This window comes from Streptomyces thermoviolaceus (assembly GCF_045209695.1).
Taxonomy (GTDB): domain Bacteria; phylum Actinomycetota; class Actinomycetes; order Streptomycetales; family Streptomycetaceae; genus Streptomyces; species Streptomyces thermoviolaceus.
In genome coordinates, this window is sequence record NZ_CP109280.1 from 2,701,852 (window position 1) to 2,714,384 (window position 12,533).

At 72.7% G+C, this 12,533-nt stretch carries 10 protein-coding genes; 2 read left to right on the plus strand and 8 right to left on the minus strand.

The window, feature by feature from the left end; translation table 11 throughout:
* Window positions 1-181: 181 nt before the first annotated feature.
* From hpt to dacB, 4 genes are all read right to left on the minus strand, one after another.
* Complete coding sequence (gene hpt, locus OG899_RS11810) at window positions 182-742, minus strand: hypoxanthine phosphoribosyltransferase (RefSeq protein WP_125500190.1); 561 nt, start codon at window positions 740-742, stop codon at window positions 182-184.
* Between the two features lie 112 nt (window positions 743-854).
* Window positions 855-2,003, minus strand: coding sequence for a tRNA lysidine(34) synthetase TilS (gene tilS, locus OG899_RS11815; protein ID WP_168132072.1), 1,149 nt, complete (start codon window positions 2,001-2,003; stop codon window positions 855-857).
* Window positions 2,004-2,196: 193 nt separating this feature from the next.
* Window positions 2,197-3,294: a zinc-dependent metalloprotease gene (locus tag OG899_RS11820; RefSeq protein ID WP_251505660.1), complete on the minus strand. Its 1,098-nt coding sequence runs from the start codon at window positions 3,292-3,294 to the stop codon at window positions 2,197-2,199.
* A gap of 162 nt (window positions 3,295-3,456) precedes the next feature.
* Window positions 3,457-5,055, minus strand: a complete 1,599-nt coding sequence (gene dacB / locus OG899_RS11825) for a D-alanyl-D-alanine carboxypeptidase/D-alanyl-D-alanine-endopeptidase (protein WP_125500191.1) — start codon at window positions 5,053-5,055, stop codon at window positions 3,457-3,459.
* 79 nt (window positions 5,056-5,134) lie between these two features.
* Here dacB and OG899_RS11830 point away from each other — a divergent pair, with 79 nt between their 5' ends.
* Both OG899_RS11830 and OG899_RS11835 read left to right on the plus strand, forming a co-directional pair.
* A complete protein-coding gene (locus OG899_RS11830; protein ID WP_125500197.1) occupies window positions 5,135-5,626 on the plus strand; it encodes an inorganic diphosphatase in 492 nt (163 codons plus the stop codon).
* A 472-nt stretch (window positions 5,627-6,098) separates the two neighbouring features.
* Window positions 6,099-7,733 carry a threonine/serine exporter ThrE family protein gene (locus tag OG899_RS11835; protein WP_251505657.1) on the plus strand — a complete coding sequence of 545 codons (1,635 nt, stop codon included), beginning with the start codon at window positions 6,099-6,101 and terminating at the stop codon, window positions 7,731-7,733.
* Window positions 7,734-7,791: 58 nt separating this feature from the next.
* Here OG899_RS11835 and OG899_RS11840 read toward each other — a convergent pair whose 3' ends face one another.
* From OG899_RS11840 to OG899_RS11855, 4 genes are all read right to left on the minus strand, one after another.
* The gene (locus OG899_RS11840; RefSeq protein WP_168132074.1) at window positions 7,792-8,901 is read right to left on the minus strand and encodes a DedA family protein; all 1,110 of its coding nucleotides are present in this window, start codon (window positions 8,899-8,901) and stop codon (window positions 7,792-7,794) included.
* A gap of 188 nt (window positions 8,902-9,089) precedes the next feature.
* Window positions 9,090-9,857, minus strand: coding sequence for a MerR family transcriptional regulator (locus OG899_RS11845; protein WP_406311019.1), 768 nt, complete (start codon window positions 9,855-9,857; stop codon window positions 9,090-9,092).
* A 111-nt stretch (window positions 9,858-9,968) separates the two neighbouring features.
* Window positions 9,969-11,429 (minus strand): aldehyde dehydrogenase family protein, encoded by a 1,461-nt coding sequence (locus OG899_RS11850; protein WP_125500194.1) that lies wholly within the window; start codon window positions 11,427-11,429, stop codon window positions 9,969-9,971.
* 147 nt (window positions 11,430-11,576) lie between these two features.
* Entirely contained in the window at window positions 11,577-12,401 is an 825-nt protein-coding gene (locus tag OG899_RS11855; RefSeq protein WP_125500199.1) for a helix-turn-helix transcriptional regulator, read from the minus strand.
* Between the last annotated feature and the right edge of the window lie 132 nt (window positions 12,402-12,533).

Consider the following 12,533-nt stretch of genomic DNA (forward strand, 5'->3'; position numbering starts at 1 on the left):
ACGGAGCGGTGCCGCCCCGTCCCTCCTGCCATAGTGAGTTTGATAAGACAGTTCTTCCGACGGTACCCCAGCACGGTGGCTCGTGGCCGCACGGGAGGGCTGACGTCCCCGTCTGCATCCTCCAACGCCCGCGACCGCGCGGGGGTTCCCGATCACGGCGGCGCAGGGCCGCCGTGTGGGTTCAGCCGCCGTAGACGTGGGGCGCCAGCGTCCCCACGAACGGCAGGTTGCGGTACTTCTCGGCGTAGTCCAGGCCGTAGCCGACGACGAACTCGTTGGGGATGTCGAAGCCGACCCACTCCACGTCGATGGCGACCTTGGCGGCGTCCGGCTTGCGCAGCAGCGTGCACACCTTCAGCGACGCGGGCTCGCGCGAGCCGAGGTTGTTGAGCAGCCAGGACAGGGTCAGGCCGGAGTCGATGATGTCCTCGACGATCAGGACGTGCTTGCCCTTGATGTCGGTGTCAAGGTCCTTCAGGATCCGCACCACGCCGGAGGACTGGGTGCCCGCCCCGTAGGAGGACACGGCCATCCAGTCCATGGTCACCGGGGTGGACAGCGCCCGGGCCAGGTCGGCCATGACCATGACGGCGCCCTTGAGGACCCCGACGATCAGCAGGTCCTTGCCCGCGTACTCCGCGTCGATCTTGGAGGCCAGCTCGACCAGCTTGGCGTCGATCTCTTCCTTGGTGATGAGCACCTTCTCGAGGTCGGCACCCATGTCTTTCGCGTCCACCCGCATCACTTTCGGTCGGTCGTCCCACCGGCTGCCGCGGCCCGCCCCGGCTGGGAGGACCGGTCACCGAAACCCTCCCCCGCGGGGGAGACCGGCGCCTTCCCCGCGAGGGAAGGATTCAGCCTTGCCGAATCACCAGTCTGCCACCCTGCCGCTGGGCCACGACTTTGCCGGGCAGATTGATGGCTCCCTGACCGCGCCAGCCGGTGATCAGCCGGTCCATCTCCTCGATGTGGCGGGCGAACAGCGACCCGGCCGGAGCACCGGCCGCGATGGCGGCGCGGCGCAGGATGCGGCGGCGCACGGCGGGCGGCAGGGCGTACAACTTGGCGCATTCCAGCCGTCCGTCCTCGTCGCGCACGGCGGCCTCGGCCTGGCTGGCCCAGGCGTCGAGCGCGTCGGCGTCGTCGCGGGAGAGCTGGGCGGTGCGGGCGAGGGCCTCGACGACGCCCTTGCCCAGCGCCTTCTCCAGGGCGGGCAGACCCTCGTGGCGCAGCCGGGAGCGGGTGTAGGCGGGGTCGGCGTTGTGCGGGTCGTCCCACACCGGCAGGGCCTGGACCATGCAGGCCTTGCGGGCGGTCTGGCGGTCGATCTGCAGGAAGGGGCGCCGGTAACGGCCGCCGGCCCCCGAGACCGCGGCCATGCCCGACAGCGAGCGGATCCCGGAGCCGCGGGCCAGGCCCAGCAGCACCGTCTCGGCCTGGTCGTCGCGGGTGTGGCCGAGCAGGATCGCGGCGGCGCCGTGGCGTTCGGCGGCGGCGTCGAGGGCGGCGTAGCGCGCGTCGCGGGCGGCGGCCTCGGGGCCGCCCTCACGGCCCACGCGGACGGCGACCGCCTCCACGGGGTCCAGGCCCAGGTCGCGCAGCCGCTGGGCGACCTCCTCGGCACGCCGGTCGGAGCCGGCCTGCAGGCCGTGGTCGACGGTGACGCCGCCGGCGCGGACGCCGAGCCGGGGGGCCTCGAAGGCGAGGGCGGAGGCGAGCGCCATGGAGTCGGCACCACCGGAGCAGGCCACCAGCACGAGCGGTGCCGAGGGGTCCACGGCGGAGGCGCGGCGCGTGCGGAAGGGGGCCGGCACCCCGGCCGGGGGCGGGGCGGCGGGCGGCGCGGGCGGCGCGAGAGGGGCGCCCGGCGGGGCGTACGGGGCGGGCGCGGGGGCGGGGGTCCGCGCGGCGTACGGAGGCTGGGAGGTCCGTTCGTTCAGGATGTCGTGGAGCACGCGGCGAACCGCCAGGCGTATCGCCGCGACCGCAGGATGGGGACCCATGTCCGGTTCCCTTCACGAAGGTTCGTCGGGGGGTGAGCCCGAGTCGGTCACTCAGAGTGTGTCGATGGTGACAGAAACGGGCCGTTCCCCGAGCATTGCACGCTTACCCATCGGCCACGGTCCCTCGGACGGGTGATTGGCGGGGCGTTCGTCTGCCGTAGGCCGGATCCGGTTCACCACCTGGGCCGGCCGTTCACGACTCCGCCGTGCGGTGCACCCGCGCGATCCAGTCCGCCGGTTTGGCGATCTCCGCCTTGGTGGGGAGGGTGTTGGGCGAGGTCCACACCCGGTTGAAGCCGTCCATGCCGACCTGGTCGACGACGGCGCGCACGAACCGCTCCCCGTCGCGGTACTGCCGCAGCTTGGCGTCCAGGCCGAGCAGCTTGCGCAGGGCGGTGTCCAGGCGGGAGGCGCCCTTGGCGCGGCGCTGCTGGAACTTCTCGCGGATCTCCGCCACGCTCGGCACCACGTCCGGTCCGACGCCGTCCATGACGTAGTCGGCGTGCCCCTCCAGCAGGGACATCACGGCGGTGAGCCGGCCGAGGATCGCCCGCTGGGCCGGGGTCTGCACCAGCTCCACCAGAGAGTGGCCGGAATCGTCCTCCTCAGCCTCGGGACGACCGCCGACCAGCGACTGGGCGGCCTCGCGCAGCCGCTCCAGGAAGGCCGCCGGGTCGACGTCGGTCTCGGCCAGGAAGGCCTGGATCTCGCCCTCGAGGTGGTCGCGCAGCCAGGGCACCGCGCTGAACTGCGTGCGGTGCGTCTCCTCGTGCAGGCACACCCACAGCCGGAAGTCGTGCGGCTCGACGTCCAGCTCGCGCTCGACGTGGACGATGTTCGGGGCGACCAGCAGCAGCCGGCCGCCGCCGTCGCCCGCGGGCAGGTCGCGGGAGGCGGGGGCGAACGTCTCGTACTGCCCGAGCACCCGGGAGGCGAGGAACGACAGCAGCATGCCCAGCTCGACGCCGGTGACCTTGCCGCCCACGGCGGACAGGACCGCGCTGCCGGGGTTGCTGCCGCGCCGCCGCTGCATCTTCTCCAGCAGCGGTCTGAGCAGCTCGCGGAAGCCGGCGACGTTCGCCTTGACCCAGCCGGGGCGGTCCACGACGAGGACGGGCGTGTCGTGGCCGTCGGCGGTGCCCAGCCGGGTGAAGCCCCGGACGTGCTCCTGGGAGGCCTCGGCATGGCGGCGCAGCTCCGCGACGACGGCGCGGGCCTCCTCGCGGGTCACCTCGGGGCCCGGCCGAAGAAGCCGGGTCGCGGTCGCCACCGCGAGATTCCAGTCGACCATCCCGGGAGTTGCGGCACCACCGATGCTCGTCATGCGTCAACGGTACGTGAGCAGGGCTGCCTCGGGCAGGCCGTGGCGTGTCCGCCGGTGCGGGCCGGGCACGGCGCGGGCGCCCGGCCTGTCGGGATGCGGGCGCCCGGTCCGGCGGGGTGCGGGAACGGTTCAGCGGCAGCCGCAGCCCGCCAGCGCGGTCGCCGCCCGGTCCAGGGCGGACTGGGCCGCCTGGGGGTCGGTGGTCCCCTCGGCGAGGAAGGCGAAGGCCAGCAGCCGGCCGTCCCGGTCGACGACGGTGCCGGCCAGCGTGTTCACCCCGGTGAGGGTGCCGGTCTTGGCGTGCACGATCCCGGCCGCGGCCTGGCCGGTGTAGCGGTCGGCCAGCGTCCCGGTGAACCCGGCCACCGGCAGTCCGGTCAGGACTGGGCGCAGCCCGGGGCGGGCGGGGTCGGCGGCGGTGCGCAGCAGCGCGGTGAGCAGGTCCGCGGTGAGCCGGTCGGAGCGGTCCAGGCCGCTGCCGTCGTGGAAGGAGGCACCCTTCAGGGGCAGTCCCAGCTGCGCCAGCTGCCGGGTGATCGCCCGGGCGCCGCCGGCGAAGTCGGGCCGCTCGCCGGTGGCGAGAGCCGTCTGCCGGGCGAGGGTCTCGGCGATGTCGTTGTCGCTCTCGGTGAGCATGCGCTCGACCACGTCGGACAGCGGCGGGGAGGAGACGGACGCGAGGGTCTGCGCGCGGCCGGTCGCCGTGGCCCCGGCGGGCTCGCCGGTGCGGATGCCGTGGTCGTGCAGGAAGCCGGCGAAGGCGCGGGCCGCGGCGGCCGCCGGGTCGGCCTCGCGCGGGGCGGGCCCGCTCGTGGAGCCGTCGGTGCGGCCCTCGTCGGCGGCCAGGGCGGTGACCCGGGCCAGGTTGTCGTTGACCCCGATGGGGTGCATGCCGTCCCCGGCGAACAGGCTCGTGTCGTACGCCAGCGTCACCTCGTGCAGGCCGCGCCGGGTCAGTGCGGCGGCGGTCCGCTCGGCCAGGGTGCGCAGGCTCGCCCGCCCGTCCGCGTCGGCGCGGGCGGTGAGGGTGGGGTCGCCGCCTCCGACGAGGACCAGCCGGGTGGTGCCGGGCTCCAGGGCGGTGCGGGTGGTGAAGCGGTGGTCCGGGCCGAGGGCGGACAGCGCGGCGGCGGCGGTGGCGATCTTGGTGGTGGAGGCCGGGGTGAGTGCCGCGTCGGCGTTCCGCCCGTAGAGCCGGTGTCCGTCGGTCAGGTCGACGACGACCGCCGCGGGCCGGTCGCCGAGCGCGGGGTCGCGCAGCAGCGGGTCCAGCACACCGGCCAGGCGCGGGGCGCCGCCCTGCGGCCTGGCCAGGCTCGCCAGCACCGGCGGGGCGCTGGGCGCGGGCACCGGACCGTCGGCGGACGTGCCGGAGGCCACGCCGTGATCTGCGCCACCCGCGGCCTCCAGAGCGGCGGCACGGTCCCTCTCGGCCGTACGCTGGCCGGAGGAGTCCCAAGGACCGGCGGCGGTCACCACCGCGGCGGCCAGCGCCAGACCGGCGGTGGCGGCGCCCGCGGTGAACTGCCAGGTGCGCGGCCCGCCGGCCGGCCGCGTCCCGGCGGCCGCCGCGAGCCGTGCGATCCGCAGCGCCGCGGAGCGTGCGGCACCCGCCGGAACAGGCCGTGCGGCCCGCGCCAGCCGTGCCAGACGCGGTCGTGCGGCCCGTGCCAGGCCTGTCAGACGTGGTTTCGCGGCCCGCCAGGCATTCGGTTCCCGCACGACCACCAGCCCCTTTCGCGATCACACACCTGCGTGGGGGACACTTAATCACCAGAACTATGTGCTGATCATGGAGGAGCCACCGGTGGAGTTCGACGTCACGATCGAGATTCCCAAGGGTTCGCGGAACAAGTACGAGGTGGACCACGAGACCGGTCGTATCCGCCTGGACCGTCGACTCTTCACGTCGACCAGCTACCCGGCGGACTACGGCTTCGTCGAGAACACCCTCGGTGAGGACGGCGACCCGCTGGACGCTCTGGTCATCCTGGACGAGCCGACGTTCCCCGGCTGCCTCATCAAGTGCCGTGCGATCGGCATGTTCCGGATGACGGACGAGGCCGGTGGCGACGACAAGGTGCTGTGCGTGCCGGCGTCCGACCCGCGTGTGGAGCACCTGCGGGACATCCACCACGTGTCGGAGTTCGACCGTCTGGAGATCCAGCACTTCTTCGAGGTCTACAAGGACCTGGAGCCCGGCAAGTCGGTGGAGGGCGCCAACTGGGTCGGCCGCGCCGACGCGGAGGCGGAGATCGAGCGGTCCATCAAGCGCTACCAGGAGCACGGCGGTCACTGACCCACGATTCGGAAGGGCCGCGGCCACCCCGGCGGGTGACGCGGCCCTTTCCGTATCGGGCGGGATCCGGCCGCCGCGCATACTGAGCCCACGGAACGCGAAGTTCAGGGAGCGTTGCCCAGTGACGGATGCGGACAACCGCGCGCCTGCGGACGACCGCAAGCCGCAGTCGGACGAGGCGAGGGGTGTCTTCGGGGACCCCGCGGACTCGTCGGTGACGCAGGCGACGCACGAGAACGACGTGCCGCGTGCGGCGCGGAAGAAGCAGAAGAAGCAGACCCCGAAGGCCCAGAAGAAGCAGAACCCCGAGACGGCGGGGACCCGGCAGGCGGATGCGGGAGACCGGGCGGCCGCGACCGCCACGGTCCCGCCCTCGCCGCGCCCGGCGAGACCGGTGATCCCCCGGCCCGCCGCGCCCCTCGGGACGGACGGCGAGTCGTCCACGACGTCCGAGTTCGCCCTCCCGAAGGGGCTGGCCCTGCCCCGGACGGCCGAGTCCGAGACCACCTCCGAGTTCGCGGTCCCGGACGGCCTGGCCGTCCCCCGGAACGATGCCGAGACCACCTCCGAGTTCGCCGTCCCCGACGGCCTGGAGGTGCCCGAACCGTCGGCCGCGGAGCGCGAGGGCTCGGCGTTCGGCCCGCCGAGCATCTACAGCCCCCTGGCACCGGCCGCCTTCACCCCGCCCTCCGGCACCCCCGCGGTCAGCCTGACCAAGGACATCCCCTGGCAGGACCGGATGCGCACGATGCTGCGCATGCCGGTGGCCGAGCGCCCGGCTGTGGAAACGATCCAGCGGACGGAGGACGAGGGCGGCCCGGCCGTGCCCCGCGTCCTCGACCTCACTCTGCGGATCGGCGAGCTGCTGCTGGCCGGCGGCGAGGGCGCCGAGGACGTGGAGACCGCGATGTTCGCGGTGTGCCGCGCCTACGGCCTGGACCGCTGCGAGCCGAACGTCACCTTCACCCTGCTGTCGGTCTCCTACCAGCCGTCCCTCGTCGACGACCCGGTGTCGGCCTCCCGCACGGTGCGGCGCCGGGGCACCGACTACACCCGGCTCGCGGCCGTCTTCCAGCTCGTCGACGACCTGAGCGACCCGGACACCCATGTCTCGCTGGAGGAGGCCTACCGCCGGCTCGCGGAGATCCGCCGCAACCGGCACCCCTACCCCGGCTGGGCGCTGACCGCGGCCGCGGGTCTGCTCGCGGGTGCGGCCTCCCTGCTCGTCGGCGGCGGGGACCTGATCGTGTTCGTGGCGGCCGCGGTGGGCGCGATGCTCGGCGACCGGCTGGCCTGGCTCTGCGCGGGCCGCGGGCTGCCGGAGTTCTACCAGTTCACGGTCGCCGCGATGCCGCCGGCCGCGCTCGGTGTGGCGCTGACCCTGGCGCACGTCGAGGTGAAGGCCTCCGCCGTGATCACCGGTGGGCTCTTCGCGCTGCTGCCCGGACGGGCTCTGGTGGCGGGCGTGCAGGACGGCCTGACCGGCTTCTACATCACCGCCTCCGCGCGTCTGCTGGAGGTCATGTACCTCTTCGTCGGCATCGTCACCGGCGTGCTGACCGTCCTGTACTTCGGCGTGAAGCTGGGGGCCCCGCTCAACCCGGACGCGGCCCTCGCCGTCGTCAACCGGCCGGTGACGCAGATCTTCGCCTCCATGCTGCTGTCGCTGACCTTCGCGGTGCTGCTGCAGCAGGAGCGGTCGACGGTGCTGCTGGTGACGGTCAACGGCGGCATCGCCTGGGTGGTGTACGGGGCGCTGCACTACGTCGCCGGGATCTCCCCGGTGGCCTCCACGGCGGTCGCCGCGGGCCTGGTGGGTCTGTTCGGGCAGCTGATGGCCCGCTACCGCTTCGCGTCCGCGCTGCCGTACACGACCGCCGCGATAGGGCCCCTGCTGCCCGGTTCGGCGACCTATTTCGGGCTGCTGGCGATCGCGCAGAACCACATCGACAAGGGGCTGGTGTCGCTGGCCAAGGCGGTCTCGCTCGCCATGGCCATCGCGATCGGCGTCAACCTCGGCTCGGAGATCTCCCGGCTGTTCCTGCGGGTGCCCGGCGCGGGCAGCGCGGCGGGCCGCCGGGGCGCCAAGCGGACGAGGGGCTTCTGACCGGCCCGTGCGCACGGCGCGGGCTCAGCGTCGGCCGGCCGGTGTGCACGGCGCGGGCTCAGCGCCGGCCGGCCTCGCCGCCGCCGTCGGGGTACCCGGCGCCGGAGTTCCACTGCCGGCGCGGGTCCGGAGTCGGCGCCTGGGCGTACTCGCCCGCCGGTGCACCGTAGGACTGCGGCTGCTGCGGGTGGGGCTGCTGGGGGTACTGCCGCGCGCCGTAGCCGCCGTACTGCTGCTGCCCGTCGCCCGGCGCGCCGTGCGGCGGGTTCTGCGGGCCCTGCGGCGGGTTCGGCCCGGCGTACGGCCCGGGCTGCCCGTACTGACCGGGCTGCCCGGGCTGCCCGGGCTGCCCGGGCCGGCCGTACTGACCGGGCTGCGCCGGCTGCCCCGGCTGCCCGTACTGCTGCTGGTGCGGCGGTTCGATGCGGCGCAGGCGGGTCGTGGCGTCGTCCATGACCGGCTGCTGCGGCTGCGCGGCGTACGGCTGCGGGTACGGCTGCTCCCCCTCGGTCTGCTCACCGGCCCCGGCGGGGGACTGTGCCTCCTGCTTGCTCTTGCCCCGTGCCCGGAGCACCTCGACGGCGACCGGGATCACCGAGACGAGGACGATCAGCACGAGGATCGCCTCGATGTTGTCCTTGACGAAGGCGATGTTGCCGAGCCAGGAGCCCAGCAGGGTGACGCCGGCCCCCCACAGGACACCGCCGATGATGTTGAAGATCAAAAACGAGCGGTACCGCATTCCGCTGACGCCCGCGATGATCGGCGTGAAGGTGCGCACCACGGGCACGAAGCGGGCCAGCACCAGCGACTTGGGGCCGTGTTTCTCGAAGAACTCGTGCGCCTTGGTGACGTTCTCCTGCTTGAACAGGCGCGAGTCCGGACGCTTGAACAGGGACGGTCCGACCTTCCGGCCGAACATGTAGCCCGCCTGGTCGCCGAGGACGGCGGCGAGCGCGATCAGCACGACGGCCGCCGACAGCGGGAAGTCCATCTGGCCGGAGGTGATCAGCAGACCGCAGGTGAACAGCAGGGAGTCGCCCGGCAGGAAGAACCCGATCAACAGACCCGACTCGGCGAAGACGACGAGGAGCAGACCCCAGATGCCGAAGGTGTCGAGGAGGTAGTTCGGATCGAGCCAGCTCGGGCCGAGGGCGAGCGTCGTCACGGTACCGGGCTCCTGAGGGGTGAGGACGGACGGCGGCGGTTTCGGCCTCCGTGGTGCTGCCGCACAAAACTATCAACGCATGGTGTGCAGGTCGCGTTCCACGGGGCCTGTGCGCCCGCCCGCCGGGTCCGCCCTCACCCTCCCGGTCCGGTCGCCCTCCGGGAGTCCGGTCGCCCTCCGGGGTGCGGTCACACTCCGGCGGTGCGCCGCTCGGCGTTGGCGAGGATCGCCTGGCGCAGGTGCGCCGCGAACCCGGGCTGCAGCCCGTCGTAGTACGCGGTGAAGCGCTCGTCGGAGACGTACATGTCGGCGAAGCACCGGTGCATTTCGTACGGCACCTCGAAGTACCACCGGCTGATGTGCTGCCGGTGCTCCTCGGCGAGGTCCATGGCCGTCTCGCCGGACGCCGGCTCACCGGCGGCCACCACCGCGGCGTACCGCTGCTGCCAGTCGTCCATCTCGGCCTTGATGCGCTGCCAGTCCTGCTTGGTGTAGGAGGCCGCGCGGCGCCGCGACTCGGCGTACGCCTCCGTGTGCCCCCAGCGCTGCTCGGTCTCCTCCTCGTACTGCGCCGGGTCCCTGTCCCCGAAGACCTCGAAGCGCTCCTCGGGGGTGAGATCGATGCCCATCCTGCGTGCCTCCATGGCGTGCTCCACGGCCGCGGCCATCTTCTGCAGCTTCTCGATCCGGGCGGTGAGGTCCGCGTGCAGACGCCGCAGGTGTTCCTGCGGGTCGGCGTCCGGGTCGTCGAGCAGGGCCGCGACCTCGTCGAGCGGAAAGCCCAGCTCCCGGTAGAACAGGATCCGCTGCAGCCGCTCCAGGTCGGCGTCGCTGTAGCGCCGGTGGCCCGCGTGGCTGCGCTTGCTGGGCACGAGCAGACCGATGGCGTCGTAGTGGTGCAGCGTGCGCACCGTCACCCCGGCGAACCCGGCGACCTGTCCCACCAAGTAGCCCACTGCTCCGCTCCCTTCTCGGTACGCACTCCACGGTCGGCCCTCACGTCACGTGAGGTGCAAGTCCGCAAGCGTAAGAAGGGGCGGGGCCGCAGGAGCGGAGAGCCGGGACCGTCAGAACGGAAAACTGCCGCGTCCGTGCCGGACGGAGATCCACTGCAGGGTGGTGAAGGCGTCCACGGTCGACTCGCCGTTCAGCCGGCCGAGCCCGGAGTGCTTCTCGCCGCCGAAGGGGACGTGCGGCTCGTCGTGGACGGTGCCGTCGTTCACGTGGAACATGCCGGTGTCGATGCGCCGGGCGAAGGCGACACCGCGCTCGACGTCCGCGGTGTGGACGGCGCCGCTCAGTCCGTACGGGGTGTCGTTGACGATCCGGACCGCCTCCTCCTCGCCGTCGAACGGTACGAGGAGGACGACCGGGCCGAACACCTCCTGCCGCAGCAGGGGCGAGTCGGCGGGCAGCCCGGTCAGGACGGTCGGCTCGACCAGGTTGTCCCGCACCGAGCCGTGCACCAGGGCCGTCGCCCCGGCGGCGAGCGCCTGCTCGACGGCGGCGGTGACGGCGGCGACCTGCGCGGAATTGATCAGCGGGCCGACGACGGTCTGAGGGTCGCGGGGGTCGCCGCACTTCAGCGACCGCACTCTGGCGACGAACTTCTCGGTGAACTCCTCGGCGACCGAGCGGTCCACCAGGACGCGGTTGGCGGCCATGCACACCTGGCCCTGGTGGACGAACCGGCTGAAGACGGCCGCGTCGACGGCGTGGTCGAGGTCGGCGTCGTCGAGGACCACGAGGGCGCTGTTGCCGCCCAGTTCGAGCACCACGCGCTTGAAGTGCCGGGCGCAGACGGTCGCGACGTGCCGGCCGACGGCGTCGGAGCCGGTGAAGGAGATGACCTTGGGGACGGGATGCTCGAGGAAGGCGTCGCCGATCTCGTCGATGTCGGTGACGACCACATTGAGCAGCCCGGCGGGCAGTCCGGCGTCCTCGAAGATCTTCGCCACCAGGGTGCCGCCGGTCACGGGCGTGTTCGGGTGCGGCTTGAGCACCACGGCGTTGCCGAGCGCGAGGGCCGGGGCGACCGACTTGAGCGACAGCAGGAAGGGGAAGTTGAAGGGGCTGATCACGCCGACGACACCGACCGGGACGCGGTAGACGCGGTTCTCCCTGCCCTCGTCCGGGGACGGCAGGACCGTGCCCTGCGCACCGAGCGTCAGCCGGGCCGCCTCGCGCAGGAACTCCTTGGCGAGGTGCAGCTCGAAGGCGGCCTTGAGCCGGGTGCCGCCCAGCTCGGCCGTGATCAGCTCGGTGATCTCCGGCTCGCGCTCCTCGACCAGGCGCAGCGCCTTCTCCAGCACCGCGCGGCGGGCGTAGGGGCTGCCCGCGGCCCACGGCTGCTGGGCGCGGGCGGCCGCCCGGTAGGCCTGATCCACCTCGTCGGCCGTGGCTATGGTGATCGCGGCCAGCTTCTCGCCGTTGTACGGGTCGAAGTCGATGAGGTCCCAGGAGCCGGTGCCCGGACGCCACTCGCCGTCGATGTACTGCTGGGCCAGGTCGGTGAAACAGGTCGGCATGTGTTCCCTCGCATCCCGGGCTCGCGGTGGCCGATCGGGCCGTCATCGTACGTGCGAGCGAGGGGAGTTGGGGGATCTTGACCGTTTTCGGAAGAGCCGGTTCCGGAAGAGCTGGTTCCAGGGGAGCCGGTTTCAGGAGAGCCGGTTTCAGGAGAGCTGCAGCAGTCCGCGCAGCAGGTCGCGGCTCTCCTTGGGGCCGGGGCTGTCGCGCTGCAGCTCCGTGAGCGCCTTCTCGTACTGGGCGACGTCCTCGGGCTTGTCCAGGTACAGAGCGCTGGTCAGCTGCTCGACGTAGACGATGTCGGCCAGATCGGACTCGGGGAAGCTCAGCAGGGTGAAGGCGCCGGACTCGCCGGAGTGGCCGCCGAAGCTGAACGGCATGACCTGCAGCCGCACATTGGGCCGTTCGGACATCTCGATCAGATGCTGCAGCTGGCCGCGCATCACGTCGCGGTCCCCGTAGGGCCGGCGCAGGGCTGCCTCGTCCAGGACGATGTGCAGCTCGGGCGCGTGCTCGGACACGAGGTACTTCTGCCGCTCCAGCCGCAGGGCCACCCGCCGCTCCACATCGGCCTCGCTCGCGTCCCGCATGCCGCGCCGGACGACCGCGCGGGCGTACTCCTCGGTCTGCAGCAGCCCGTGCACGAACTGCACCTCGTAGACGCGGATCAGCGAGGCGGCGCCCTCCAGGCCCACATAGGTGGGGAACCAGCTGGGCAGGACGTCGGAGTAGCTGTGCCACCAGCCGGCCAGGTTGGCCTCCTTGACCAGGGACAGCAGCGCGGCGCGCTCCGCCTCGTCCGTGACGCCGTAGAGCGTCAGCAGATCCTCCACGTCCCGGGTCTTGAAGCTCACCCGGCCCAGTTCCATCCGGCTGATCTTCGATTCCGAGGCGCGGATCGCGTATCCCGCCGCCTCCCGGGTGATCCCCCGCGCTTCCCGCAGTCGCCTGAGTTGCGCGCCGAGCAGCATCCGCCGCACCACCGATCCTGACTCTCCCGCGCTCACGTCCGTCAGCCTCCCCGACTCCTTCGAACGCCGAAGTCTGCCACCAAATCACTCCGAGCAGTACTCGACCGGTTACAGATCCGCGGTCCCCCGGGC

Coding starts and splice junctions, on each gene's coding strand:
- tilS (WP_168132072.1), bottom strand. CDS start 2,003: ATGGGTCCCCATCCTGCGGTCGCGGCGATACGCCTGGCGGTTCGCCGC.
- OG899_RS11855 (WP_125500199.1), bottom strand. CDS start 12,401: ATGCTGCTCGGCGCGCAACTCAGGCGACTGCGGGAAGCGCGGGGGATC.
- OG899_RS11820 (WP_251505660.1), bottom strand. CDS start 3,294: ATGGTCGACTGGAATCTCGCGGTGGCGACCGCGACCCGGCTTCTTCGG.
- OG899_RS11850 (WP_125500194.1), bottom strand. CDS start 11,429: ATGCCGACCTGTTTCACCGACCTGGCCCAGCAGTACATCGACGGCGAG.
- hpt (WP_125500190.1), bottom strand. CDS start 742: ATGCGGGTGGACGCGAAAGACATGGGTGCCGACCTCGAGAAGGTGCTC.